The 26,507-nt window shown below is 68.7% G+C and carries 23 protein-coding genes and 1 other RNA gene; 17 read left to right on the top strand and 7 right to left on the bottom strand.

What is annotated here, in order from left to right:
- Positions 1 to 51: 51 nt before the first annotated feature.
- From METUNV1_RS00770 to METUNV1_RS00745, 6 genes are all read right to left on the bottom strand, one after another.
- Positions 52 to 918: a hypothetical protein gene (locus tag METUNV1_RS00770; RefSeq protein ID WP_008057852.1), complete on the bottom strand. Its 867-nt coding sequence runs from the start codon at positions 916 to 918 to the stop codon at positions 52 to 54.
- Positions 911 to 1,285: an adenosylmethionine decarboxylase gene (speD, locus tag METUNV1_RS00765; RefSeq protein WP_008057851.1), complete on the bottom strand. Its 375-nt coding sequence runs from the start codon at positions 1,283 to 1,285 to the stop codon at positions 911 to 913. Before speD ends, METUNV1_RS00770 begins: the two co-directional genes overlap by 8 nt.
- Positions 1,282 to 1,422 (bottom strand): hypothetical protein, encoded by a 141-nt coding sequence (locus METUNV1_RS00760; RefSeq protein WP_008057850.1) that lies wholly within the window; start codon positions 1,420 to 1,422, stop codon positions 1,282 to 1,284. The genes speD and METUNV1_RS00760 overlap by 4 nt, the downstream gene beginning before the upstream one ends.
- Before the next feature lie 2 nt (positions 1,423 to 1,424).
- A complete protein-coding gene (locus tag METUNV1_RS00755; protein WP_008057849.1) occupies positions 1,425 to 2,918 on the bottom strand; it encodes a DUF4178 domain-containing protein in 1,494 nt (497 codons plus the stop codon).
- An 8-nt stretch (positions 2,919 to 2,926) separates the two neighbouring features.
- Positions 2,927 to 3,946, bottom strand: coding sequence for an SPFH domain-containing protein (locus tag METUNV1_RS00750; RefSeq protein WP_008057848.1), 1,020 nt, complete (start codon positions 3,944 to 3,946; stop codon positions 2,927 to 2,929).
- Between the two features lie 108 nt (positions 3,947 to 4,054).
- Positions 4,055 to 4,456 (bottom strand): DUF350 domain-containing protein, encoded by a 402-nt coding sequence (locus METUNV1_RS00745; RefSeq protein WP_008057847.1) that lies wholly within the window; start codon positions 4,454 to 4,456, stop codon positions 4,055 to 4,057.
- A gap of 49 nt (positions 4,457 to 4,505) precedes the next feature.
- Between METUNV1_RS00745 and METUNV1_RS00740 the strand changes: the two genes are divergently transcribed.
- Together METUNV1_RS00740 and METUNV1_RS00735 are read left to right on the top strand one after the other, a co-directional pair.
- Complete coding sequence (locus METUNV1_RS00740) at positions 4,506 to 6,086, top strand: polyamine aminopropyltransferase (RefSeq protein ID WP_008057846.1); 1,581 nt, start codon at positions 4,506 to 4,508, stop codon at positions 6,084 to 6,086.
- A complete protein-coding gene (locus METUNV1_RS00735) occupies positions 6,083 to 7,657 on the top strand; it encodes an FAD-dependent oxidoreductase (protein ID WP_008057845.1) in 1,575 nt (524 codons plus the stop codon). Before METUNV1_RS00740 ends, METUNV1_RS00735 begins: the two co-directional genes overlap by 4 nt.
- On the opposite strand, the gene METUNV1_RS00730 is transcribed toward METUNV1_RS00735, so the two are convergent.
- On the bottom strand, positions 7,654 to 9,936 hold the full coding sequence (locus METUNV1_RS00730; protein WP_008057844.1) for a PAS domain-containing sensor histidine kinase: 2,283 nt from the start codon (positions 9,934 to 9,936) through the stop codon (positions 7,654 to 7,656). The genes METUNV1_RS00735 and METUNV1_RS00730 overlap by 4 nt on opposite strands.
- 93 nt (positions 9,937 to 10,029) lie before the next feature.
- On the opposite strand from METUNV1_RS00730, the gene rnpB reads away from it, so the two are divergent.
- From rnpB to ftsA, 15 genes are all read left to right on the top strand, one after another.
- Positions 10,030 to 10,432, top strand: an RNA gene (gene rnpB, locus METUNV1_RS00725) — RNase P RNA component class A.
- 369 nt (positions 10,433 to 10,801) lie between these two features.
- Positions 10,802 to 11,254: a division/cell wall cluster transcriptional repressor MraZ gene (mraZ, locus tag METUNV1_RS00720; RefSeq protein WP_043358719.1), complete on the top strand. Its 453-nt coding sequence runs from the start codon at positions 10,802 to 10,804 to the stop codon at positions 11,252 to 11,254.
- Positions 11,255 to 11,350: 96 nt separating this feature from the next.
- Positions 11,351 to 12,265, top strand: coding sequence for a 16S rRNA (cytosine(1402)-N(4))-methyltransferase RsmH (gene rsmH, locus METUNV1_RS00715; protein WP_008057842.1), 915 nt, complete (start codon positions 11,351 to 11,353; stop codon positions 12,263 to 12,265).
- Position 12,266: 1 nt separating this feature from the next.
- A complete protein-coding gene (gene ftsL / locus METUNV1_RS00710; RefSeq protein ID WP_008057841.1) occupies positions 12,267 to 12,542 on the top strand; it encodes a cell division protein FtsL in 276 nt (91 codons plus the stop codon).
- Positions 12,539 to 14,305, top strand: a complete 1,767-nt coding sequence (locus METUNV1_RS00705) for a peptidoglycan D,D-transpeptidase FtsI family protein (protein ID WP_008057840.1) — start codon at positions 12,539 to 12,541, stop codon at positions 14,303 to 14,305. The genes ftsL and METUNV1_RS00705 overlap by 4 nt, the downstream gene beginning before the upstream one ends.
- Positions 14,302 to 15,795 carry a UDP-N-acetylmuramoyl-L-alanyl-D-glutamate--2,6-diaminopimelate ligase gene (locus METUNV1_RS00700; RefSeq protein ID WP_008057839.1) on the top strand — a complete coding sequence of 498 codons (1,494 nt, stop codon included), beginning with the start codon at positions 14,302 to 14,304 and terminating at the stop codon, positions 15,793 to 15,795. Before METUNV1_RS00705 ends, METUNV1_RS00700 begins: the two co-directional genes overlap by 4 nt.
- Positions 15,792 to 17,189, top strand: a complete 1,398-nt coding sequence (locus METUNV1_RS00695) for a UDP-N-acetylmuramoyl-tripeptide--D-alanyl-D-alanine ligase (protein WP_008057837.1) — start codon at positions 15,792 to 15,794, stop codon at positions 17,187 to 17,189. Before METUNV1_RS00700 ends, METUNV1_RS00695 begins: the two co-directional genes overlap by 4 nt.
- Positions 17,179 to 18,267: a phospho-N-acetylmuramoyl-pentapeptide-transferase gene (mraY, locus tag METUNV1_RS00690; RefSeq protein WP_008057835.1), complete on the top strand. Its 1,089-nt coding sequence runs from the start codon at positions 17,179 to 17,181 to the stop codon at positions 18,265 to 18,267. The genes METUNV1_RS00695 and mraY overlap by 11 nt, the downstream gene beginning before the upstream one ends.
- A 229-nt stretch (positions 18,268 to 18,496) precedes the next feature.
- Complete coding sequence (gene murD, locus METUNV1_RS00685; RefSeq protein WP_008057831.1) at positions 18,497 to 19,888, top strand: UDP-N-acetylmuramoyl-L-alanine--D-glutamate ligase; 1,392 nt, start codon at positions 18,497 to 18,499, stop codon at positions 19,886 to 19,888.
- Entirely contained in the window at positions 19,885 to 21,045 is a 1,161-nt protein-coding gene (gene ftsW / locus METUNV1_RS00680; protein ID WP_008057829.1) for a putative lipid II flippase FtsW, read from the top strand. Before murD ends, ftsW begins: the two co-directional genes overlap by 4 nt.
- Entirely contained in the window at positions 21,042 to 22,112 is a 1,071-nt protein-coding gene (gene murG / locus METUNV1_RS00675) for an undecaprenyldiphospho-muramoylpentapeptide beta-N-acetylglucosaminyltransferase (protein WP_008057826.1), read from the top strand. The genes ftsW and murG overlap by 4 nt, the downstream gene beginning before the upstream one ends.
- Positions 22,109 to 23,506: a UDP-N-acetylmuramate--L-alanine ligase gene (gene murC, locus METUNV1_RS00670; RefSeq protein WP_008057824.1), complete on the top strand. Its 1,398-nt coding sequence runs from the start codon at positions 22,109 to 22,111 to the stop codon at positions 23,504 to 23,506. Before murG ends, murC begins: the two co-directional genes overlap by 4 nt.
- A complete protein-coding gene (locus METUNV1_RS00665) occupies positions 23,503 to 24,429 on the top strand; it encodes a D-alanine--D-alanine ligase (RefSeq protein WP_008057822.1) in 927 nt (308 codons plus the stop codon). Before murC ends, METUNV1_RS00665 begins: the two co-directional genes overlap by 4 nt.
- Positions 24,422 to 25,219 (top strand): cell division protein FtsQ/DivIB, encoded by a 798-nt coding sequence (locus tag METUNV1_RS00660; RefSeq protein WP_008057820.1) that lies wholly within the window; start codon positions 24,422 to 24,424, stop codon positions 25,217 to 25,219. Before METUNV1_RS00665 ends, METUNV1_RS00660 begins: the two co-directional genes overlap by 8 nt.
- Complete coding sequence (gene ftsA / locus METUNV1_RS00655) at positions 25,216 to 26,445, top strand: cell division protein FtsA (protein ID WP_008057817.1); 1,230 nt, start codon at positions 25,216 to 25,218, stop codon at positions 26,443 to 26,445. The genes METUNV1_RS00660 and ftsA overlap by 4 nt, the downstream gene beginning before the upstream one ends.
- The last annotated feature ends 62 nt before the right edge of the window (positions 26,446 to 26,507 follow it).

Here is a 26,507-nt window from a genome sequence, read left to right as displayed (position 1 = left end):
AGGGCCTTGTCTATAAGCCAGCCCGACAGTGTACCCGGAGTTCGAGCCCAATCAGGAATCTGGCCCTGCCTGCGGTCCGCACGCGCCCTCGACTGGCCGCATGCGATACAGCGTGCGCGTGCTGTCATTGGGTAGCACCTCGTCCTTCACCTCGAAGTCGGGATAGGCCTTCAATAGTTCGGTGAACGTGCGCACGCCGTATAGCTCGCGCATCTGTGCAACCTCTTCCGGTGCCTGTTCCCGGGCAAACTTCGCTCCCAGCGAAACATAGGTCCAGCCATCCGTCCTAGCGCCGTGCGCCGCACAGTCCTTCAGGGCTTTCAGTGTGGGGCGTTCGCCCCACCATTGGGCCTCGATCAGGGCATCCGCTTCAGGCGATAAGAGCCAGCTAGCCAGAGCGCGCGAGTCTTCCCGCCACGACTTCAAATGCGTCACCCAGTCCTCGCGTATGCGCTGAAGGCGCTCGAGCTGTTCGTCCAAAAGGCAAATCGCTGTCCGCAGACCTTCCGGATCATGCGGGCACCAGCGGGGGAAGAAGTGGTGCGCAAGGGCATTGCGCTCAGTGAGCAGCCAGTCCAGGTCGTCGACGCGGCGGGCGACGAAGTCCGGCGGGCCATGGATTCGGCGCCTGAAACTGACCCAGTCATCCGGCACGTCTTCGTGGACATCTTCTTCGCCCTCGTCCGTCCCGCAGGACAGCACGTCGTTCTTTATCGCGCCGACCATCAGGCCCAGCGTGGATGTGTGGAGCCGCTCAGCCCGCTTCGCAAGCATCGCCTCCATCGCCGCCGCACTGCCCTCGAAACGGCTGCACTTCAGCATGTCCTTCAAGACCGCCTCTATCTGCTGGCACATCAACAGATTTCGGCCGAATCTCATCAGCACCGCATCGCGTAGGCCTTGCAGGTCGTCAGACATCGCTTCCTTCCGCCCCCGCAGTCCCGCGGAGGCATTCGCGCACCTCGATGCGCTCCGCGCGCAGGCGCGCGCCGATCAGCGAGGCTGCAGCCATCGCTTCGGCGTCGCCACACATGAACACATCCACCGCGGCATAACCGTGTTCCGGCCAGGTGTGGATGCTGATGTGCGATTCGGCTAGCAGCAGCACACCGGTCACGCCCTGGCCGGGGCCGAAGGGATGCAGCTGCGTACCGAGCACGCGGGCGCCCGCCCGCCGCGCAGCTTCGGTCAGCGTCGCCTCGATCAGCGCGACATCGGCCAGCGGCGCAGGCTCGACGCCGTACAGGTCAAGCAGCACGTGGTGGCCCTGCGGCGGCAGTGTCATTTGTGGCCCGAGCCCCAGGACGAACCGGAACCCGAGCCGGACGAGTAGGAGCGCGAACGTCCGCCCGCGTCGTCGGCATTGATGGCCAGGCTGATCAGCAGCAGTACGAGGGCATAGACACCATAGAACACCCGCATGATCAGTCAGACTCCTTGACGTTCAGCGGCAGCCACAGCAGGTAGAGCGCGATGCCGGTCACCACCAGCGCATCGATGTTGAAGGGCAGGATGTAGCGCAGATTCAGCACGCCGATCAGACCGGTGAAGGTCCAGGCCAGCGGCTTCAGCGTGGCCTTGCCGGCCGCATCGAGCAGCACCGGACTGTCGGTACTCAGCCCGGCAGGCGCCGTGGCGATGGACGCCAGCCTGCGCCCGGCCCAGCTGGCCACCTGGTCCAGCGACACCGGCTCGGCCAGCGACCAGCCCATCTCGTGCTTACTGCGTTCCAGATTGAGCACCCGGTCGCCCTGCACGTATTCACCGATCTCGGTGCGGTCGCCGGCACGCGCCTGCCACGGAAAGGCACCCACCACCTGACGCACCTCCGCCACATACAGGTAGCGACGCACGAAGGCCTGGCCGGCCAGCGTCGCCGCAGTGGCGCTGAAGCTCTCCGGCCAGGCATCCAGCACGCGGGCGCGCTGCCAGCCCTGACGGGTTTCCACCAGCCAGGAGAATCCGGCCTGTGGCGCATACAGCAGGTACTCGAACCACTCGGGTTCGGAGGCGTCGGCCGGCACGCCGCAGCGCAGCCAGCCCATTACCCGCCAGGCCAGACCTTCGATGGTGAGCGTTTCGCCCGCCTGCAGCGTGGCGCCGACCGCACGGTCGTCCGCCGCCTGCCGGCTCACCACTTCGGCCTGACCGGCCGCCAGCGAAATCTGCGACCGGCAGGACGGGCAGGTCAGATGCTGGGTGGCGCCGGGCACCACCGCGGTCGGCGCGCCACAGGCCGGGCAGACCAGTGTGGCCACGCCGCCCTTCAGCCGCCCGGCGCGGCCGGCCACCTCGTCCGCGTCGCGCAGGCGCTGGGCATGCAGACCGGCCAGCGACACGGCGCGCCCGCGGTAACAGACCGGCGGCAGGTCGGAATAGTCCAGCGTCAGGAATTCGTCGCGGTGGCGGTAGTCGATCACCCGCGCCACCCAGCGCGCGTCGACCGGAAACGGCAGTTCGCCTTCGGCCGCCACGCATTCCGCCTTGCGGATGTCGGCCGCGTGCCAGAAGGTGCCGCCGTGCGACCAGCGATTGCCCGGCTCGACCTTGTCAAACAGCGGCGGGCCGACCGCGTCGCCATCCGGCCGGGTCAGCACGAACTGACCTGCGAAATCGCCCAGCCAGCCGCCGCTGCCGTCGTCGAACAGCAGATACCACTCGTTCCACACGCCATGCTCGTAGCGAAGCTGGATGCGGCCGACCACGGTGAAGCCCTGACCGGCGTACTGGCCGGCAGTCATGATCTGTACCGGCGAGTGGTCCTCGATCAGCGCCGCCTGCTTGCCGATGTCGCGCACCGCGTCGGCGTCGCGCAGCAGCGTGGTGCGGCAGTAGCCGCACACCGCCATGCGTGACGCGGCCGAACGGAATTCGACCGGCGCACCGCAGCCGGGGCAGGCCGCCTGGTACATCGCCATGCGGAGGATCAGCCGCCGGTGATCTGCTTGATCACGTCCGCCTTGGCCGCGTCATAGTCGGCCTGGGTGATGAGGCCGCCGTCGAGCAGCGACTTCAGCTTGCCCAGCCGGGCCTCGGGGGTATCGACGGCCGGGGCAGCAGCGGGTGCTGCAGCCGGCGTGCCGGCCTGAGCCGCACGCATCGCCTCGGTCATCACCTGCCCCATGGTCAGGCCGGCGCCCAGACTGGCACCGATGCCGGCCAGCCCGCCCTCGTTCTGCGCGGCCAGCGGAATCGCGTTGGCGGTCTGGTACTGGGTATAGGCGGCCATATTGCCGACCATGCCCATCGAGATGCGGGTGTCGAGCGCCTTCTGCAGTTCTTCCGGCAGCGAAATGCTTTCGACCGCGAAATTGTCGATCGCCACGCCGTAGCGCTCGAACACCGGCGTCATCGCGGTCTTCACCGCGTCCGACATCACGCCCAGATTGGCCGCCATGTCGAGGAAGGGGGCGGCCGAATTGCCCAGCGTGCTGCTCATGGTCGACACGACCAGATTGCGCAGCTGCATTTCCAGGTCATCGACCGAGTAGGTGTCGCGCGTGCCGCTGATTTCGGTGAAGAACTTCTTCGGGTCGGCCAGCTTGTACGAATACATGCCGAAAGCGCGCAGCCGCACCATGCCGAAATCCTCGTCGCGCACCGTGACCGGTTGCGGCGTGCCCCACTTGCGGCCGAGCTGCAGCCGGGTGCTGAAGAAATAGACGTCGCTCTTGAAGGGCGATTCGAACAGCTTGTCCCAGTTCTGCAGATAGGTGAGCACCGGCAGGGTGTTCGTGTTCAGCGTGTGCAGGCCGGGGCCGAACACGTCCGCCACCTTGCCTTCATTGACGAACACCGCCATCTGCGACTCGCGCACGGTGAGCTTCGCGCCGTACTGGATTTCGAAGTCCTGCATCGGGTAGCGCCAGGCCAGCACGCCATCGCCGTCCTCGTTCCACTGCAGTACGTCGATGAACTGCTTCTTGATGAAATCACCGATACCCATCGTCGACTCCTCTCAGTTGTTCCACTGTTCGTCACCTTACAACGACGCCTGAACCGGGCCCGCGCCGCCCGCAGGGCCGCCCCAAGGGCGAGCGTGGGGGCCCTCATCTCAGGAAAGACAGGCGGCGTTGATCACACCGACCACCAGCGACACCGTGCCCATCAGCGCACCCATCGCGATATTGTTCGCTTCGATCGCCACCTTCATTTCCGGCAGGCTGCGTTCGATCAGCAGATAGGCCGCCATCTGCACCACCGCAGCCAGCGTGCCCCAGACGATGAACATCAGGTAGTGGTCGTTGTGCAGGATGCTGGACGCCACGGTCAGCGAGAAGCCGGCGATGGCACCGGCCAGCGACAGCGCGGCGGCGGTGCAGCCGCGGCGGATCAGCGGCAGTTCGTGGAAGGGCGTGACCCGCACATAGACCGCGGCGAAGGCGGCCACCATGACCAGTCCGGACAGCAGATGCTTCAGATAGAGGTAGAACTGATCCAGCGGCAGTTGCGGCATGATGGCGCGTTTCCGGTCGACTCTGCGCCCGCACTCTAGCCGCTGCCCCATGCTGCCGCAATCCCGCTCCACACCCGATCTGCATGACAGCGCGACACCCGGCACGGATGCCGGCCGGCACCACCCGGGCCTCATCGTCGCGGTATTCGTGGTCGCCTCCTGCGGCCTGGCCTACGAACTGATCGCCGGCGCGCTCGCCAGCTATCTGCTGGGCGAATCGGTGCTGCGCTTTTCCACCATCATCGGCACCTATCTGTTCGCGATGGGCGTGGGCTCCCACCTGTCGAAGTACGTCGACGAAAAGGCGCTGCTGGCCCGCTTCATCGACATCGAACTGATGGTGGGCCTGCTCGGTGGTCTGTCGGCCTGTGCGCTGTTCCTGATTTACGCCTGGGCGGGTTCGCCGTTCCGCGTGTCGCTGTACGCGCTGGTACTGCTGATCGGCGTGCTGGTGGGCATGGAAATCCCGCTGGTGATGCGCCTGCTGCACCAGCGCAAGCAGGCCTTCGAGGCACTGGTGAGCCGGGTGCTCACCTTCGACTACCTCGGCGCGCTGGCGGTATCGCTGCTGTTTCCGCTGGTGTTCGCGCCGCTGCTCGGACTGGCGCGCACCGCGGTGGTGTTCGGCCTGCTCAATGCCGGCATCGGTCTCTGGCTCACCCATCGCTACCGGGCCGAACTGCCGCAGGCACGCGCGCTGAAGCTGCGCGGCCTGCTGGTGCTGGCGGTGCTGCTGGCCGCGCTGGCCTGGGCGCAGAAACTGACGGACGCGGCCGAAGCCGGCCTGTACGGCGACAGCGTGGTGCATCGCGAGACCACGCCTTTCCAGCGCATCGTGCTCACCCGCTGGCAGGACGACACCCGGCTCTATCTGAACGGCAATCTGCAGTTCTCGACCCGCGACGAGCACCGCTATCACGAAGCGCTGGTGCATCCGGCGCTGGCCGCGCTGCCGCAGGCAAGGCGGGTACTGGTGCTGGGTGGCGGCGACGGGCTGGCGGTGCGCGAGGTGCTGAAGTACCCGCAGATCGAACAGGTGACGCTGATCGAACTCGACCCGGCCATGACCCGGCTGTTCCGCGACACCGACGCACTGGCTGCGCTCAACGCCCATGCGCTGCGCGATCCGCGGGTCACCACCGTGAACGCGGACGCGGCGCAGTGGCTGGAAACCGCGGCAGGACCGGGCTGGGACCTCATCATCGCCGACTTCCCGGACCCATCGCACTACGCGCTGGGCAAGCTGTATGCGGTGCCGATGTACCGGCTGATGGCGCGCCACCTGGCGCCCGGCGGCCTCATCGTCGTGCAGTCCACCTCGCCCTGGTACGCGCCGCGCGCCTACTGGTGCGTGGACGCCACGCTGCGCGAAGCCGGCCTGCACACCGCGCCCTATCACGCCAGCGTGCCCAGCTTCGGCGACTGGGGCTTCCTGATCGCCGGGCGCGAAGCCGGCTACCGGCCGCCGTCCGCACTGCCCGCCGGTCTGCGCCATCTGGATGCGCGCACCCTGGCGCAGATGTTCGACTTCCCGCCGGACATGCGTGCGCCAGCGGTCGAGCCGAACCGGCTGAACACGCAGATGCTGGTGCATTACTTCGAAGAAGACTGGTCGCGGCAGATGCGATGAAGCGCCGCGACTTCATCGCCGGCGCCGGCGCGCTGACCGCCCTGCCCTGGCTGGCCGGCTGCACGCCTGCCGCACCGCTCGTCACCGTGCTACGACCGGGACTGCGCGAGGGCCATGCGCTGCGCGAGGCGGCGACCCTTCCGCCGCCCTCGGGCGAACTGCGCTGCGGCGTAGCCATCCTCGGCTCCGGCGTGGCCGGCCTGACCGCCGCCTGGCGGCTGGCGCGCGAGGGCCGGCGCGACGTTCTGCTGGTCGACGGCCCGGAGCCGGATGGCAATGCCGCCGGCAGCCTGCTCGGCGGCATTGCCTGCCCGCGCGGCGCTCACTACCTGCCGCTGCCCGATCCGGGCCTCGCGCACGTGCGCGAACTGCTGGCTGACCTCGGCGTGCTCACCGGCGGCCTGCGCGATGACGCCCCTGAGTACGACGAACAGGCGCTGGTGCATCCGGCGGCCGAACGCACCCTGGCGGACGGCATCTGGCATGAAGGCCTGCTGCCGACCTCGACCGCAGCAGACGCCGCGGCCGCCGCCCGCTTCAGTGCCGACATGACCGCCTGGTCCGCCCGCCGCGGCGACGACGGACGCCCGGCGTTCGCGCTACCGCTGGCCGCCAGTTCGAGCGACCCGGCGCTGCGCACGCTCGACCGCCAGACCTTCTCGCGATGGCTGGAGGAAGCCGGCCACACCCACCCGCCGCTGCGCCACTACATCGACTACGCGATGCGCGACGACTACGGGGCGCGCCCGGACAGGGTGTCCGCCTGGGCCGGGCTGCACTATTTCTGCTGCCGGCGCGGCCGTGCGCGCAATGCCGAGGCAGGCGCGGTCCTGACCTGGCCGCAGGGCCTGTCGGCACTGACCGCCGGGCTGCGGCGCGCGGCGGCTGTGCGCACGCTGTCCGGCCACGCGGTGGCGCTGAACGAGCGGCGCGCGGCGGTCGAGCTCATGGTGCAAACCGCCGACCGCCGCTCCGTGACGCTGGTGGCCGACCGGGTCATCTGCGCCATGCCGCTGCACGTGGCGCGGCACATCGACCCCGCACTGGCGGCCGCGCTGCCGCGCGAGGCGCTGCCGGAAACCGCGCCCTGGCTGGTCGCCAATCTGCTGCTGGACGGCTTTCCTCACGAACGCGCGGGCGCCGATCTGGCCTGGGACAACGTGGTGCTCGGCGGCCAGGGACTGGGCTATGTGGTGGCCACCCACCAGCTCACCCGGGTGGCGCGGCCGGCAGCCACCGTGTTCACCGCCTATCGCGCCGGCTGGGGCGATGCCGGCGAGGCGCGCCGCTGGCTGGCGTCGGCCGGCGAGGCGGACCTGCTTGAATTCGCGCTGGCCGATCTGGACGCCGCCTACGACCGCCGCTGGCGGCACCGTCTGAACGCGGTGGAACTGGTGCTGCGCGGGCATGGCATGGCGATCCCGACGCCCGGCTTCCTCGACGCACCTGCGCGCGCACTGCGCGATCGCGGTGGCCGCGTGCTGCATGCGCACGCCGATCTCGGCGGCCTGTCGCTGTTCGAGGAAGCGTCGTGGTGGGGCGAACGCGCAGCGTGCCAGCTGCTGGGCTAGGCCGGCACCGCGACATCGACCGGCGCCGGCAGCCACAGATCGAGCCGGGTACCGATCACCCGGCCGTCCGGCAACCCCACTTCGGCCGCACGTATCCAGCCCTGGTGCAGGGTCATGATTTCGCGGCACACCGCCAGACCCAGCCCGACATCCGGACCATGACCACGGGAAGAGCCCACCTGCTCGAACGGATCGAACAGGCGCTCCAGCCCGCCCTCGCCCAGCGCACCGCCCTGGTCGGCGATGCTCACCCGGGCGCCGTGGCAGCCGTCACTGTGGTCCGCCACCACGGTCACCACGACCTCGCCGCCCTCCGGCGTAGCGCGCAGCGCGTGCGACAGCATGCGGGTCAGCACCTGCATCAGTCGGACGCGATCTGCATCGCCCGGCACCGCATGGCCGGCGCCTTCCAGCCGCAGTGACAGCCTGCGCTCGACCGCGGCTCCGCGCAGATCGCTCACCACGTCGGACACGATTTCGGCGATGTCGCAGCAGGTGCGGTTCAGGGTGAGCGCGCCCGACTGCAGCTGAGACAGGTCGAGCAGATCGTCGACCCGTGCCAGCAGGCGTTCGCCGTTCTGGCGGATGGCGTCGAGCCGGTGACGGGTGCCGTCCGGCATCCGGTCGGCGTCGCGCAGCGCCAGCCGCGAAAAGCCGAGGATGGCGTGGATGGGCGTGCGCAGTTCGTGCGACACGCGGGCCAGAAATTCGCTGCGCGCGCTGTGCGCACGCTCGGCCGACTGTTTCGCCGTCAGCGTGTCAGACAGCTGCAGCTCGACCATCTGGGCCAGCCGGTCGCGGTGGCGGACCAGATCGGCTTCAGTGCGCTGGCGCGCCCGTTCGCGCAGTCCGGCCTCCAGAATGAGGCCGAAGGAACTGACCGCCACCTGCAGGTCGGCCAGCGCGATTTCGCCCAGCCGTCCGTCGGGTACGCCCAGTCCGATCAGCCCGGTCAGCCGCGTGCCGCGGGTGACCGCCAGGCAGAGCAGACCGCGGCCGTCCGGCCCGTCGCCGGCGGCGGCGATCACCTGGCCCGGCGCACAGGGCGCGCCGTCGGCACGCAGCGCGATGTCGATCAGGTCGGCACGCTCGCCCAGCCAGTCGATGTCGCGACAGGCGAGCAGGCTGATCTGCGCGACGCCGGCAGCGTCATGCGCCACTTCGGCCAGGAATCCGTCGGCACAGCCGGACAGTTCGCAGGCCAGATCCAGCAGCGAGGCATACAGGCTGTCTTCCGGCTCGCCGGCGATGAAACGGGCCTGCAGCCGGCCGACCTCGGCGAAACGGTCGCGGCTGCGCGCGAGCGCGGCTTCCGCCCGCTTGCGTCCACCGATGTCGCGGGCATAGCCCACTGTGCCCAGCAGTTCACCATTGTCGTCCAGCACCGGTGCGGTCCACGATTCGTACCACTGCGCCTGCTCGCCGTCGCCGACCCGCTTTTCGGAGTAGAGCGGTGAACGGCTGGCCAGCACGTCCAGGTCCTCGGCGCGGTAGGCGGCCGCCTCTGCCGACGGCCACAGATCTTCGTCGCCGAGACCGCACGCCTCGTCCGGATCGCTCAGGCCGCCGGCCTGGGCCAGAGGACGGTTCACCGCCAGGAAGCGCAGATTGCGGTCCTTCAGCCACACCATGAAAGGGAAGTTGTCGAGCAGCGCCCGCTGGTAGCGCGACGCACGGCGTAGCGCGCCCTCCATGCGGAACTGTTCGCTGGTGTCCTGGACGATGCCGGCCAGCCGCGGACCGCTGTCGCCGATCTGTTCCAGCCGGCCTTCGAACAGCAGGCGACGCTGCCCACCCTCGCCGTCGTTCATACTGAATTCCGCCCGGTGGCGGGCACCGGCATTCGCGGTTCGCCAGGCACGCTCCAGCCGGGCACGGTCCTCCGGCACCACCCGCGCGAGCAGCGCCTCGAAATCGACCGCCGCTTCGGCCGGCAGGCCGAGGATGGCCAGCGCCCGCGGCGACCACAGGAAACGGCCGTCGGCGTGCGCCCAGGTTCCGGTCCGACCCAGCAGCTGGGCGCGTTCCAGTTCGGCCTGCGCGCGCTCAAGTTCCAGCCGTGCGCGGTCGAGCGCAATGCCGACCGCACACAGCACCACGCCCAGCAGCAGCACCGGCACCAGCTGAAGCGCGATGCCCGACCGCGACACCCGTTCGTGCAGCACCTCGCCGAGCAGTCCGCTGAAATCCGCGGTCAGCAGCGCGAGCCCGATGGCGGACAGCAGCCATGCCAGCCAGTGCAGTGCGAAATGACGACCAAGCCGTGAAACCGGATTCATGCGGACGAAGCGGAAAGCCTGACGGGACGCGATCCCGGTTGAACGGCCGGCGCGGCCGGTTCTTGAGTGCGGGGCGGGGTACAATCCGTGCCGGAAGTCCGCCGGGCAACCGCGGCGCGCAAGCGCGGAGGAAAGTCCGGGCCCCGCAGAGCAGGATGCCGGCTAACGGCCGGGCGCAGCAAGCCGCGCGAAAGCGCGGCCCAAGGCGACGGAAAGTGGAACAGAAAACATACCGCCGATGGCCGCAAGGATCAGGCAAGGTTGAAATGGTGCGCCTTCGGGCGGGCGGCAACGCCGGGTAAGAGCCCACCGCGTACGTGGCAACACGTGCGGCATGCAAAACCCCATCCGGGGCAAGGCCAAATAGGGAAGCCATGACGCGGCTCGTGTCGCTTCCGGGTAGGCTGCTCGAGCGGCGTGGCAACACGCCGCCCAGATGAATGGTTGCCGGTGCGTTCGCGCACAACAGAACCCGGCTTACAGGCGGACTTCCACTCCCTGCCGGATGACCCGACGGCGCTGACCCGCCGCACCGCCCACGTTTCATCCCCTCCGCAGCACAGGCGCCCCACTTTCACCCACTTCGCTCCACGCCGCCGCATGGCGCGCGCATCTGTTCACACCCCACATTCAGTTCATTTTCTATCCCATTAAAAACAAAGGGTTTTTATTTTTGATGCGTGACGAAATTCGCATCTAAGTCCTTGTTGCAGCAATGAATTTGCAGCGTTACGGCTATTGACCGGGGGCCGGCCGATGGCTAAAGTGGAGCAATATTGGATAAAAAGTGGAGTGATTGTGGGAAAGACGATTCTGACCGCCGCTCCAGTCCGCCGCTCCTGACCAGGCCTTTCCGGGCACGCGCATGTTCTACGGGACGACACGACTCACCATGGATGACAAGCACCGCATCGTCATCCCTGCTCGTCCGCGCAAAAAGCTGATGGACATGTGCGAGGGCGAAGTCGTCATGACCGCCCGCACCCGCGAACACATCCTGCTCTACCCGCTGCCCGAGTTCGAAGCACTGCTGGCCCGTCTGGACCAGCTGCCGGATCTCGATCAGGCCAGCAACGATTTCAAGCTCAGCTTCACCGCCAACGCGCGCGACGAAACCATAGACCGCGCTGGCCGCCTGCTGCTCGGCGCCGACCTGCGCGAGCGCGCCGGTCTGACCAAGGGCGTCATGCTGGTCGGCCGCGGCAACCGTTTCGAGCTGTGGGACGAAGCACGCTGGAACGCCGAAGCCGCCGCCCGCGACGCACGCGAAGGCGCGGTGCCGCTGCCGTCCGAAGTCACCGGTTCGTTCAGGTTCTGAAGATGGTCACCCTGCACGCCTTCCCTGCGCACCGGTCCTGCGATGCGTGGTCGTCCCGCACTGCGCCGCGACAGTCGGCATCCGGGCGGGCCTGACATGACGCACATCCCGGTTCTGCTCACCGAAGCGCTGGACGCGCTGGCGGTGCGCCCCGAGGGCGTCTACGTGGACGGCACCTTCGGTCGCGGCGGTCACAGCCGCGCGCTGCTCGAGCGGCTGGGCCCGAACGGGCGGCTGATCGCGCTTGACCGCGACCCGACGGCCATTGCCGCCGGCCAGTCCATCACCGATCCCCGTTTCACGCTGGTGCACGCGCGCTTCGCGGAAATGGGGGCGGTACTTGAACAACTCGGCGTGCACGACGTGGATGGCGTGCTGCTCGACATCGGCGTGTCCTCGCCCCAGCTGGACGAGGCGGCGCGCGGCATGAGTTTCAGGCAGGACGCACCGCTGGACATGCGCATGGACACCAGCCGGGGTGAAACGGTGGCGCAGTGGCTTGCACGCGCCGAAGAAGCGCACATCAGGGAGGTCATCAGGGACTATGGCGAAGAACGGTTTGCTTCAGCGATTGCAAAGGCGATTGTTGCTGCTCGGAGCGAGCGGCCTGTCGACAGCACAACCCAGCTTGCCGCGATCGTGGCGTCCGCTGTCCGCACGCGCGAGGCGGGCCAGCATCCGGCGACGCGCAGCTTTCAAGCTCTACGGATTTTCATCAATCAGGAGCTTGAAGAGCTGTCGCTAGTGCTGCCGCAGGCACTGGCGGCCCTGAAGCCCGGCGGGCGGCTGGCGGTCATTTCCTTCCACTCGCTGGAAGACCGCATGGTCAAGCGCTTCATGGCCGACCAGGCCTCGCCGCCACAGCCGCCGCGCAATCTGCCGCTGCGTGCCGACCAGCTGCCGCAGCCGAAGATGAAGCTGATCGGCCGCGTCCGTGCCGGCGACGACGAACTGGCCCGCAACCCGCGGGCACGCAGCGCCACGCTGCGGGTCGCGGAAAAGGTGGCCTGACGTGCTGCGCCTGAATCTGCTCCTGATCGCCGCGCTGGTCGTCAGCGCGGTGTCCATGGTGTCGTCGCAGCACCGCTCGCGCGCGCTGCACACCGAACTCGAACGCGAGCTCACCCGCATGCGGGTGCTCGAAACCGAGTGGGGCCAGCTGCAGATCGAACAGGGAGCGCTGGCGGCGCACGCCCGGATTTCCGATCTGGCGGAAACCAAGCTGCGCATGCGTGCGCCCGACCCGAACCGCATCATCGTGATCGACTCCACCGAGGCCGGACAATGAAGTTCGCCCACAACCCGCTGCTCGCCGAACTGCTGCCCGCCTGGCGCGCCCGCCTGATGCTCATCGTCATGATGGCGCTGTTCGGCGGTCTGGTCGCCCGCGCCTTCTGGCTGCAGGTGGTCAATGACGAGTTCTATCAGCGCAAGGGCGAAGAGCGCTTCTCGCGCGTGCTGCCGACGCCGGCCTCGCGCGGCCGCGTGCTCGACCGCAACGAGCAGGTGCTGGCGATGAGCACCCAGGTGTCGGCCATCGTCGCCGAGTCGCGTCCGACCCGGAGCGACGCCAAGGCCAATCCGAAGGACATCGGCGCCGAGAAGCTGTCGCCGGCGCAGATCCGTCAGCTGGCCGAACTGCTGGGCATGGACCATCGCGAGATCGCCCGCAGGATTCCGGAGAACCGCGGCCGCAGCTATCTGAAGCGTCAGGTGCAGCCCGAGGTCGCCAAGCAGATTCTGGCCCTCAAGCTGCCGGGCATCCGCGCCGAACCGGAATACCGCCGCTACTACCCGCACGGCGAAGTGAGCGCGCACGTGGTCGGTTTCACCGGCATGGACGACAACGGTCTGGAAGGCATCGAACTGGCGATGAACCGGCCGCTGACCGGTCAGGTCGGCCAGCGCCGCGTCATCACAGACGCCCGCCGCAATGTGGTCGAGGACATCGAGGTGCTGGCCCCGCCGCGCGACGGAGGCGATGTGCGCCTGGCGATCGACGCGCGGCTGCAGTTCCTGGTGCACAGCAAGCTCAAGCAGGCGGTGACCGACCACAAGGCGCGAGCCGGCAGCGCAGTGGTGCTCGACACCCGCACCGGCGAGGTGCTGGCGCTGGCCAACTGGCCCACCTACAACCCGAACAACCGCGACCAGCTGAGCGGCCCGCCGCTGCGCAACCGCGCCTTCACCGACACCTACGAGCCGGGTTCGACCATCAAGCCCATCATCGCCGCGATGGCGCTGGAGAGCGGTCGCTACACCTTCGATACGCCGGTGGACTGTTCCGGCAAGCTGTTCTTCGGCCGCGCCTCGATCGGCGACGCGCATTCGCACGGCACGCTCACGCTGGCCGAAGTGATCCAGAAGTCGTCCAACATCGGCGTGGCCAAGATCGCCGGCACCTTCAAGCCGTCGGAAATGTGGCACGTCTATGACCAGATGGGCTTCGGTTCGCCGCTGCGCCTGGGCTTCCCGGGCGAAGCCGGTGGCCGTCTGCGGCCGGCCGCGAGCTGGAAGCCGGTGGAACAGGCCACCATGTCCTACGGTCACGGCATGTCGGTCACGCTGATGCAGATGGCCCGCTCATACATGGTGTTCGCCCGCGACGGCGACCTCATTCCGCTGTCGCTGACCCGGGTCGATACGCCGCAGGTCAATGGCCTGCAGGTGTTCTCGGCCCAGACCGCCCGCGAAGTACGCCGCATGCTCGAAATGGCGGCCGGCCCGGGCGGCACCGCACCCAAGGCGCAGATTCCGGGCTACCGCGTGGCCGGCAAGACCGGTACCGCGCACAAGCTCGAAGGCGGCGCCTACGCGAACAAGTACATCGCCTCCTTCGTCGGTTTCGCGCCGGTGTCCGACCCGCGCTACATCGTCGCGGTGATGATCGACGAGCCGTCGAACGGCGTGCATTACGGCGGCCAGGTCGCCGCTCCGGTGTTCTCCGACATCATGAATGCGACGCTGCGCGCCACCGGCGTGCCGCCGGACGCCCCGGTGCCCGCCCTGCAGATGGCGAAGAATTCGGTCACCGGCAAGGAGGGCTGGTGAGCGCCGCCGACGCCGGACAGACCGTCGCCCGCGTACGCGAGGCACTGGCCCGCCACGGCATCACGCCCCGTGCGGTGCGCGCGGATTCGCGCCGGGTGCAGCCGGGTGACCTGTTCTTCGCGCTGCCCGGTCAGCGCACCGACGGTCGCCGCTTCATCGACGCCGCCATCGCGGCCGGTGCCTGCGCGGTGCTGTGCGAGGCCGGGGGCGCACCGGCCGGCACGACGGTGCCGGTGATCGAGATCGATGACCTGCGCGCCCATGCAGGCGCACTGGCGGACGCCCTGCTCGACCACCCGTCGGCCGCGCTGCACGTGATCGGCATTACCGGCACCAACGGCAAGACTTCGGTCAGCCAGTGGGTCGCACAGGCCATGCAGGCGCTGGGCACCCGCTGCGGTGTCATCGGCACGCTGGGCTGCGGCCTGCCGGGTCAGCTGGCGGAATCCGCCAACACCACGCCCGACGTGGTGAGCGTGCATCAGACGCTGGCCGACCTGCGCGCCGCCGGCGCCACCGCCTGCGCGATGGAGGTGTCGTCGATCGGCCTGGACCAGCGGCGCATAGACGGCGTGCGCATCCACACCGCGGCCTTCACCAACCTCACCCGCGACCACCTCGACTACCACCCGGACATGCAGCATTACGGGGCGGCCAAGGCCGCGCTGTTCTCCCACCCGGGTCTGCAGGCCGCGGTGATCAATACCGATGACGCCTTCGGCCGCCTGCTCGCCACCGCTACGGCGGCGCGCCTGCCGGTAACCGGCTGCGCGCTGGACGCCGACCTGCCCTCCGGCGTGACCGGCCTGCGCGCCCGCAACGTCGATCCGGCGCACGGCTTGCATTTCGACATCGAACAGGGCGACGCCCGCGCGGTGGTGGACGCGGCCCTGGTTGGCCGTTTCAACGTGCAGAACCTGCTCGCGGTGACCGGCTGCCTGCTGCACGCCGGCGTGTCGCTGAGCGACGCCGCGCGCGTCGCCGGCGGGCTGGTGCCGCCGCCCGGCCGCATGCAGCGTCTCGGTGGCCGCGGCGAGCCGCTGGTGGTGGTCGACTACGCCCACACGCCGGACGCGCTGGAACAGGCGCTGCGCGCGCTGCAGCCGGTGGCGGCGGCGCGCGGCGGTCGTCTGCTGTGCGTGTTCGGCTGCGGCGGCGATCGCGACCCGGGCAAGCGGCCGCTGATGGGCGCGGTCGCCTACGAACACGCCGCGCGGACCTGGATCACCTCGGACAACCCGCGCGGCGAAGATCCGGACGCCATCCTCGATGACATCGCGGCCGGCTTGCCCACATGCGCCGACGTGCAGCGCGAACGCGACCGCGCGGTCGCGATCCGCGCCGCGGTGACCGGCGCCGATCCGCGTGACGTGGTACTGATCGCCGGCAAGGGACACGAGCCCTATCAGGAAGTCGCCGGTGCACGCACGCCGTGGTCGGACGCCGACCAGGCCGCCGCCGCCCTCGCCGCCCGAGGAGGTGTGCAATGAGCGCGCTGTGGACAGCCTCGGACGTGGCCGCCGCCTGTGGCGGCACGCTGAGCGGGCCGGATGTCGACATCCGCGGCTTCTCGACCGACAGCCGCGCGGTGAAGACCGGCGACCTGTTCGTCGCGCTGCGCGGCGAGCGCTTCGACGCGCATGACTTCATCGCCGACGTGCAGGCCGCCGGAGCCGCCGCTGCCGTGATTGCACACGACTGCACGCACGCGGCCGGCACGCTGATCCGCGTGGCCGACACCCGCATCGCGCTGGGCGACATCGCGCGTGCCTGGCGCAGCCGCTTCACGCTGCCGCTGATCGGCGTCACCGGCAGCAATGGCAAGACCACGGTCAAGGAAATGATCGCCGCCATCCTGCGTGCCCACGCTGCCAGCGTCGGCTGGCAGCCGGACAGCGCGGTACTGGCCACGCGCGGCAACCTGAACAACGACATCGGTGTACCGCTGATGCTGTTCGGTCTGCGCGACACGCACCGCATGGCGGTGATCGAGATGGGCATGAACCATCCGGGCGAGATCGCCTGGCTGGCCGGCATGGCGAAACCGACCGTGGCGCTGGTGAACAACGCCCAGCGCGAACACCTCGAATTCATGAACAGCGTGGCCGAAGTCGCGCGCGAGAACGGCGACGTGTTCGACGCGCTCGGTGCCGACGGCGTCGCCGTGGTCAATGGCGACGACGACTTCGCCGACTACTGGTGCGGCCGCAACGCCGGCCGCCAGGTGCTGCGCTTCAGCCTCGACCGTGCGGCCGAAGTGACCGCAGACGCCACCCCGGAAGGACTGGGCTACCGCCTCGACCTGCACGGCGCCTTCGGCACCGCGCGCATCACGCTGCGCGTGCCCGGCCTGCACAATGCCCGCAACGCGCTGTGCGCCGCGACGGCAGCGCTCGCCGCCGGCGCCGACATGGCCGCGGTCGTGTGGGCGCTGAACCGCTTCGAAGGCGTCAAGGGCCGCCAGCAGGTGCGAGCCGGTCTGGCCGGCAGCACCGTGATCGACGACAGCTACAACGCCAACCCGGATTCGGTGCGCGCCGCCATCGACGTGCTGTCGTCCGCCACCGGGCGCCGCGTGCTGGTCCTCGGCGACATGGGCGAAGTCGGCGACCAGGGCCCTGAATTCCACCGCGAAGCCGGCGCCTACGCGCTGGAGCGCGGCATCGACGCGCTGCTCGCCACCGGCGACGCCGCACGCGCGGCGGTTGCCGCCTTCGGCAGCGGCGCCCTCCACTACCCCGATCACGCGGCCATCGCCGACGCCCTGCGCCCGCAGCTCGACGCCTCCACCACGGTGCTGGTGAAAGGCTCGCGCTTCATGCGCATGGAGCGCGTCGCCGACGCGCTGATCGCACACTCCGGATACGACACCCATGCTTCTTGAACTTGCCCGCTGGCTGGCGCAGGACGTCCGCGCCTTCAACGTGTTCAACTACATCACGCTGCGCGCGGTGCTGGCGATGATGAGTTCGCTCGCCATCTGCTGGATGTTCGGTCCCATGCTCATCCGCAAGCTGACCGAATACAAGATCGGCCAGGCGGTGCGCGACGATGGCCCGAAGTCGCACCTGACCAAGGCCGGCACGCCCACCATGGGCGGCGCCCTCATCCTGATCGCGCTCGGTGTCACCACGCTGCTGTGGGCCGATCTGTCCAACCGCTACGTCTGGGTGGTACTCATCGTCACGCTGGGTTTCGGCGCGGTGGGCTGGGTCGATGACTGGCGCAAGGTGGTGCATCGCAATCCGAAGGGACTGCCGGCGAAGCCCAAGTTCTTCTGGTCCTCGGTGTTCGCCGCCGGTGCCGCGGTCTATCTCGGCCTGACCGCGCAGGAGCCGGCCCAGCTCGAACTGATCGTGCCCTTCTTCAAGACCGTGGCCTACCCGCTGGGCGCCATCGGTTTCATGATCCTGACCTATTTCGTCATCGTCGGCACCAGCCACGCGGTCAACCTGACCGACGGTCTCGACGGCCTGGCCACCATGCCGGCCGTGATGGTGAGCGGCGCGCTGGCCATCTTCGCCTACGTCGCCGGCAACGCGGTGTTCTCGCGCTATCTCGGCGTGCCCTTCATCCCGGGCGCCGGCGAGCTGGCCATCTTCTGCGGCGCGCTGTGCGGCGCCGGCCTCGGCTTTCTGTGGTTCAACGCCTATCCGGCGGAAGTGTTCATGGGCGACGTCGGCGCGCTGGCGCTCGGCGCCGCGCTTGGCACCGTCGCCGTCGTCGTCCGTCAGGAAATCGTGCTGTTCATCATGGGCGGCCTGTTCGTCGCCGAAACGCTGTCGGTCATGATCCAGGTGCTGTACTTCAAGTGGTCCGGCGGCAAGCGCATCTTCCGCATGGCGCCGCTTCACCACCACTACGAACTGGGCGGTTGGAAGGAAACCCAGGTCGTGGTGCGCTTCTGGATCATCACGCTGATGCTGGTGCTGTTCGGCCTCTCGACCCTGAAGCTGCGGTAATGAGCCTCCTCGGAACCCACGTCCTCGTCCTCGGCCTCGGCGAATCCGGCCTGGGAGTGACGCCCCCCACGCTCACTTCGTTCGCTGCCCCCCAAGGGGGCTGCGCTCGCCCTTGGGGCGGCCCGGCGGACGGCGCGACGACCCCCACGCTCACTTCGTTCGCTGCCCCCCGAGGGGGCTGCGCTCGTCCTTGGGACGGCCCGGCGGACGGCGCAGTGGAGGCGCGGAAGTGAGCCTCCTCGGCACACACGTCCTCGTCCTCGGCCTCGGCGAATCCGGCCTGGCCATGGCCCGCTGGTGCGGGCGTCAGGGCGCGGTGCTGCGCGTGGCGGACAGCCGTGCGGCACCGCCCGGGCTCGATGCGCTGGCGCGCGACCTTCCGGCGGCCGAACTGCGCTGCGGGAAATTCGACGACAGCCTGCTGGACGGTATCGCGCTGCTCGCGCTGTCACCGGGCCTCGCGCCGCACGAGCCGCTGGTGCAGGCAGCGAAGCGCCGCGGCATCGAGGTGGTGGGCGAGATCGAACTGTTCGCACGCGCGCTGCGCGATCTGGGCTGGCGCGAACGCGCGAAGGTGATCGCCATCACCGGCACCAATGGCAAGACCACCACCACCACGCTGACCGGCGCGCTGTGCCGCGCCTGCGGTCTGAGCACCGAAGTGGCTGGCAACATTTCGCCCGCCGCGCTCGATGCGCTGATGCGGGTGCTGGACGAAGGGCGGGTACCCGACGCGTGGGTGCTGGAACTGTCCAGCTTCCAGCTGGAAACCACCGACACGCTGGACGCCGATGCGGCCACCGTACTCAACGTGACCCAGGATCACCTGGATCGCCACCCGGGCGGCATGCCGGCGTATGCGGCCGAGAAGGCGCGCATTTTCGGTGCCCATACGGTGCAGGTGCTGAACCGTGACGACAGCTGGGTGAGCGCGATGCGCCGCGACGGCGCGCGCGTGATTCGCTTCGGCGATGGCGAACCGTCGGGCAACGACTACGGACTGCGCACGGTCGAAGGCCGCATTCAGCTGATGCGCGGCCATCAGGCTCTGCTGGCGCTCGACGACATGAAACTGGCCGGACGCCACAACGCGCACAACGCGCTGGCTGCACTCGCGCTGTGCGAAGCGGTTGGCCTGCCGCAGGACCGCTGCGTCGCCGCGCTGCGCGATTTCAGCGGCCTGCCGCACCGGGTCGAAACCGTGCTGGAACACGCCGGCGTCCGTTTCATCGATGACTCCAAGGGCACCAATGTCGGCGCCACGGTGGCGGCGATCGAAGGCCTCGGCCGGCCACTCGCCCTGATTCTCGGCGGTGACGGCAAGGGGCAGGACTTCGCGCCGCTCGGCCCGGTGTGTGCGCGTCACGCACGCTTCTGCGCGCTGATCGGCCGCGACGCGCCGGCCATTGCCGACGTGCTGTCGGCGCACGGCGTCAGCCACCGCACCTGCGCCACGCTGGAAGACGCCACCCGCGCCGCATTCGCCGCCGCACAGCCGGGCGACGCGGTGCTGCTGTCGCCGGCCTGCGCCAGCCTGGACATGTTCCGCAACTACGCCCACCGCGCCGAGGTGTTCATCGCCGAAGCGCGGCGCATCGCCGCCGAAGGAGCGCCCTCATGAGTGGCAGCATGCGTCTCGACTCTCCCCGCTTCGGTGATTCCACCAAGACGCCGGAACTCGACCCCTGGCTGCTGTGGCCGGCGGTGGCCCTGCTGCTGATCGGTCTGGTCATGGTGTATTCCGCGTCGATCGCGGTGGCCGACAGCAGCCGCTTCACCGGCAACAAGCAGGAGTTCTTCCTGATCCGTCAGGCGGTGTTCCTCGCCATCGGTGGCGTCGCGGGGCTGATGGCCTTTCAGGTGCCGGTGCGCACCTGGCAGGCGTGGTCGATGTGGCTCTTCCTCGGCGGCATCGTGCTCCTGCTGCTGGTGCTGATACCGGGCATCGGTTCGGTGGTGAACAATTCGCGCCGCTGGATCAACCTCGGTCCGGTGAATCTGCAGCCGTCCGAACTGGTGAAGCTGTTCACCGTGCTGTACGCGGCCAGCTACATCGTGCGGCGGCTGCCGGAAATGCACTCCTTCCGCCGGGCCTTCGTGCCGATGGCGCTGGTCATCCTGTTCGTCGGCGCGCTGCTGGTGGCCGAACCGGACTACGGCGCCTTCGTGGTCATCGTGCTGATCGCCTTCGGCATGCTTTTCCTCGGCGGCATCAACGGCAAGCTGTTCTTCTCGCTGGGCGTGGTGGCGCTGGCCGGCTTCGCCATCATCATCCGCTTCAACGAACTGCGCTGGGGGCGCTTCATCGCCTTCCTCGATCCGTTCAACAACGATCCGCTGGGCAAGGGCTATCAGCTCACCCACTCGCTGATCGCCTTCGGCCGCGGCGAATGGTTCGGCGTCGGCCTCGGCGGCAGCGTGGAAAAGCTGCTCTATCTGCCGGAAGCGCACACCGACTTCCTGCTCGCAGTGATCGGCGAGGAACTGGGCCTGTTCGGCGTGGCGACGGTGATCGGCCTGTTCGCGCTGGTGGTGCACCGCTGCTTCGCGATCGGCCGTCGCGCGCTGCTGCTGGAGCGCGCCTATGCCGGCCTGGTGGCGCAGGGCGTGGGCATCTGGTTCGGCGTGCAGGCCTTCATCAACATGGGCGTGAACGTGGGCATCCTGCCGACCAAGGGCCTCACGCTGCCGCTGATGAGCTACGGTGGCTCCGGCATCCTGGTCAATTGCATCGCGCTCGCCATCATCCTGCGCATCGACTGGGAGAACCGCCGGTGAGCACCGCGCTCATCATGGCCGGCGGCACCGGCGGCCACATCTACCCGGGACTGGCGGTGGCCGACGAGCTGCGCGCGCGCGGCTGGCACGTCGTCTGGCTGGGCAACGATCAGGGCATGGAAGCCCGCATCGTGCCGCCGCGCGGCTACGAGCTGCAGTCCATCCGCTTCGGCGCACTGCGCGGCAAGGGGCTGCTGCGCAAGCTCATGCTGCCGCTCAATCTGCTGCGCGGCTTCTGGCAGGCGCTGGGCGTACTCGGCCGCGTCAGGCCGGACGTGGTGCTGGGTCTGGGTGGTTATGTCACCTTCCCCGGCGGCATGATGGCCGCGCTGCGCGGCACCCCGCTGGTGCTGCACGAACAGAACTCGATCGCCGGTCTCGCCAATCGCGTGCTGGCCGGCGTGGCCGACCGGGTGCTCGGCGGCTTCCCGGACGCGCTGCCGAAAGCGCACTGGACCGGCAACCCGGTACGCGCCGACATCGCCGCACTGCCCGATCCGGCTGTGCGCCTTGCCGGACGCAACGGCCCGCTGCGCATTCTGGTGGTGGGCGGCAGCTTGGGCGCGCAGGTGCTGAACGACACGGTGCCGCAGGCCCTGGCACGGATTCCGGAAGGCGAGCGCCCGCAGGTGATCCACCAGGCCGGCGAACGCAATATGCCGGCGCTGCAGGCGGCCTATGCCGCCGCCGGCGTGGACGGCACGCTGCAGCCCTTCATCCAGGACATGGCCGGCGCGTATGCGCAGGCGGATCTGGTCATCTGCCGGGCCGGCGCGCTGACCGTGGCCGAACTGGCCGCCGCCGGCGTCGCCTCGGTGCTGGTGCCGCTGCCGCACGCGGTCGACGACCACCAGACCGGCAACGCGCGCTTCCTGTCCGACGCCAGCGCCGCGGTGCTGATGCCGCAGTCGTCGCTGAACGCGGACGCGCTGGCCACCCTCATCCGCTCGCTCGACCGCACCCGCCTGCTCGACATGGCACAGCGTGCCCGTGCGCTGGCCCGCCCCGGCGCAACCGCCGAAGTGGCCGACATCTGCGCAGCTCTCGCGCGAGGAAAACAGACATGAAGCACAAGATCAGCCACATCCATTTCATCGGTATCGGCGGCGCCGGCATGAGCGGCATCGCCGAAGTGCTGCTGAACCAGGGCTACGTGGTCAGCGGCTCCGATCTCGCGGACAACGCGGTCACCCGCCGGCTGGCCGCACTCGGCGCACGCGTGGTGCAGGGCCACAGCGCCGACAACATCGCCGACGCCGACGCGGTGGTCACCTCGACCGCGGTGAGCGCCGACAACCCGGAAGTGGTGCGTGCGCGCGAACGGCGCATCCCCATCGTGCCGCGCGCCCAGATGCTGGCCGAACTGATGCGCATCAAGCAGGGCGTCGCGGTGGCTGGCACCCACGGCAAGACCACCACCACCTCGCTGATCGCCAGCTGCCTGGCGGAAGGAGGGCTGGATCCGACCTTCGTGATCGGCGGCCGGCTCAATTCGGCCGGCGCCAACGCGCGGCTGGGCAGCGGCGAATTCCTGGTGGCGGAGGCGGACGAATCGGACGCGTCCTTCCTGTTCCTGTCGCCGGTGGTGTCGGTGGTGACCAATATCGACGCCGACCACATGGACACCTATGGCCATGATTTCGGCAAGCTCAAGCAGGCCTTCGTCGACTTCCTGAACCGCCTGCCCTTCTACGGCGTGGCGGTGCTGTGTACCGACGACGCCAACGTGCGGGAGATCATGCCGCAGGTACCGAAGCAGATCATCCGCTACGGCCTGAATGCCGATGCCCAGGTGCGCGCCGAGAATGTGCGGCCGGACGGCACCCGCATGCTGTTCGACGCGGTGCGCGTGAACGGCACCACCACCCGCATCCCGGTCGAACTGAACCTGCCCGGCCTGCACAACGTGCGCAACGCGCTGGCCGCCATCGCGGTGGCCAACGAAGTCGGCGTGCCGGACGACGCCATCGTGCGCGCACTGGCCGAATTCAAGGGCGTGGGCCGCCGCTTCACCCGGCACGGCGACATCGCGCTGCCTGCCGGCGGCCACTTCACGCTGGTCGACGACTACGGCCACCACCCGGTCGAAATGGCCGCCACGCTGGACGCGGCCCGCGGCGCCTACCCCGGCCGCCGCATCGTGCTGGCCTTTCAGCCGCACCGGTACACGCGCACCCGCGACTGCTTCGAGGATTTCGTACGCGTGCTGTCGGGTGCCGACGCCGTGGTGCTGACCGAGGTCTATGCCGCTGGCGAAGCGCCCATCGTCGCGGCCGACGGCCGAGCGCTGGCGCGCGCGCTGCGCGTGGCCGGCAAGGTTGAACCGGTGTTCGTAGAGGATATCGGCGACCTGCCGCAGACCCTGCTCGACACGGTGCGCGACGGTGACGTCGTGCTCGGCATGGGTGCCGGTTCCATCGGGCAGCTGCCCTCCAAATTCGCACAGGACATCCAGAAATGAGTACCCACGATACCGCCGCACTCGGCAAGGTCGCCGTGCTGTTCGGCGGTGCTTCCGCCGAACGCGAAATTTCCATCATGTCCGGCAGCGCGGTACTCGCCGCGCTGAAGGAACAGGGCGTCGACGCCCACGCCTTCGATCCGGCCGAACGCGATCTGTGGGAACTGAAGCGCGACGGCTACGACCGCGCCTTCATCGCACTGCACGGCCGCGGCGGCGAGGACGGCACGCTGCAGGGTGCGCTCGAATGCATGGGCATTCCCTACACCGGCAGCGGCGTGATGGCGTCGGCCATCGGCATGGACAAGTGGCGCACCAAGATGGTCTGGCTGTCCGCTGGTCTGCCGACCCCGCGCTACAAGCTGCTGCATGCCGGCAGCGATTTCGCCGCCGTGGCGAACGATCTGGGCCTGCCGCTGTTCGTGAAGCCCGCCCGCGAAGGATCCAGCGTCGGTGCGACCAAGGTCACCCGCGCCGAAGATCTCGCGGCCGCCTACGAAAAGGCCGCCCGCTGCGATCCGCTTGTGCTGGCCGAACAGTTCATCGCCGGCCGCGAACTGACCGCGCCCTTCCTCGGCGACATGGCACTGCCGCTGATCCGCATCGAAGCGCCCCAGGGCAACTACGACTACCAGAACAAGTACTTCACCGACGATGTGAAGTACCACTGCCCGAGCGGTCTGGACGCAGACCTCGAACAGGAGATACAGGAACTGGTCATGCGCGCCGCGCGCCTGATCGACTGTCGTGGCTGGGGCCGCGCAGACCTGATGCTGGACGACGCCGGACGCCCCTGGCTGCTGGAAATCAACACCTCGCCCGGCATGACTTCGCACTCGCTGGTGCCGATGGCCGCACGCGCGGTCGGCATCGAATTCGGCGAACTGTGCCTGCGCATCCTGGAGTCGGCCCGCCTTGGCTAAACGCCCGTCAGCCCGCAACAAGGCTACGCAGCGCCGTGAAGACGGCCTGTGGGACAGCCCGCGCGCGCTGAACATGATCGCCGACGCCATCCTGCTGCTGGCGAGCGGTGCCATCGGCTACGCCCTGGTCATCCTGTTCACCCGGATGCCGGTGCTGCCGCTGCAGGCCATCACGCTCACCCACGCGCCGGCCAACCTGAGCAGTGCCCAGATCGAGGACGCCGCGCGCCGCGCGGTGACCGGCAGTTTCCTGACCACCGACATCGAACGCGCCCGCACCGTGTTCGAAGGCCTTCCCTGGGTGCGTCACGCCACGGTGCGCCGGGTGTGGCCCGGTTCGCTCGAGATCGAACTGGAGGAGCACGTCGCGGTGGCGCGCTGGTGGGCGCCGGAGAACGCGCCGGCGCGCATGGTGAATGCGCAGGGCGAACTGTTCCTGGCCGATCACCAGAATGCACTGCCGCTGTTCGTCGGGCCGGACGAAAGCGCCGCCACCATGCTGTCGCGCCACCTGGAATGGAGCGATCTGCTCGCACCCACCGGCCGCCAGATACAGAAGATGGTGCTGTCGCGCCGCGAAGCCTGGCAGCTGGTGCTGGACGACGGCACCCGGCTCGAACTGGGCCGCGAGGACGACAAGCAGCCAATCACCGGGCGTCTCGCCCGCTACGTGAATACCCAGCCGGAAGTGATGCGGCGCGGCGTGCAGAAGCTGATCTACGCCGACCTCCGCTACCCCAACGGCTACGCAATACGCATGAGCAGCACTGAACACCAGGACAAACCATGACCAGAGACAGCAAGGACCTCATCGTCGGCCTCGACATCGGCACGTCAAAGATTTCCGCGGTCGTCGCCCAGCTCACGCCGGAGGGCCGGCTCGACATCCTCGGCCTCGCGGCGCAGGAGTCGCAGGGTCTGAAGAAGGGCGTGGTGGTCAATATCGACGCCACCGTGGATTCGATCTCGCGCGTGATCCAGGAAGTCGAGCTGATGGCCAACTGCAAGGTGCACGAAGTGTTCACCGGCATCGCCGGCAGCCACATCCGCAGCTTCAACTCGAATGGCGTCGTCGCGATCAAAGACAAGGAGGTCACCCGGCTCGACCTCGAACGCGTGGTCGAAACCGCGCGTGCCATGCCCATCCCGGCCGATCAGGAAATCCTGCATACGCTGACCCAGGAATTCATCATCGACGGCCAGGACGGCGTGCGCGAACCGATAGGCATGAGCGGCAAGCGGCTCGAAGTGCGCGTGCACATCGTGACCGGTGCGGTGTCGGCAGCACAGAACATCATCAAGTGCGTGCGCCGCTGCGGGCTTGAAGTGGTCGACCTCGTGCTGCAGCCGCTGGCATCCAGCCAGGCAACGCTGTCCGAGGACGAGAAGGATCTGGGCGTCTGCCTGATCGACATCGGCGGCGGCACCACCGACATCGCCATCTTCACCCAGGGCGCGATCCGTCACACCGCGGTCATCCCGATCGCCGGCGACCAGATCACCAACGACATCGCGATGGCGCTGCGCACGCCGACCGCCGAGGCGGAAGACATCAAGCTGCGCTACGGCGTGGCGATGTCCGCGCTGGCCGACGCCGAGGACATGATCGAAGTGCCCGGCATCGGCGATCGCGGCCCGCGCCGCATGTCACGCCAGGCGCTGGCCGACGTGATCGAGCCGCGCGTGTCCGAACTGTTCGAGCTGGTGCAGGCCGAACTGCGCCGCAGCGGCTACGAGGAACTGCTGTCGTCCGGCGTGGTGCTGACCGGTGGCAGCGCCATCATGCGCGGCATGGCGGATCTGGCGGAAGACGTGTTCCACCTGCCCTCGCGCGTAGGCCTGCCCGACTACAGCGGAAACCTCTCGGATGTGGTGCGTCACCCGCGTTACGCGACCTCCATCGGCCTGATCATGGAAGGCGCCGCGCAACGTCGCCGGGGCCAGGTGGCACGCGAAACCCGCAACGTCCGTCAGGTGCTCGCCAACATGAGGTCGTGGTTCGAAAGAAATTTCTGATTTTCAGGACGCAAACAGCATCAACGGCATGCGTTGCACTAAGTTTAGTCGTATACTTGCGC

Origin of the sequence: Methyloversatilis universalis FAM5 (genome assembly GCF_000214035.2) — a bacterium.
Classification (GTDB): Bacteria; Pseudomonadota; Gammaproteobacteria; order Burkholderiales; family Rhodocyclaceae; genus Methyloversatilis; species Methyloversatilis universalis.
The sequence above is the reverse complement of the archived record's forward strand: the minus strand, read 5'-3'. Positions and strand labels throughout refer to the sequence as shown.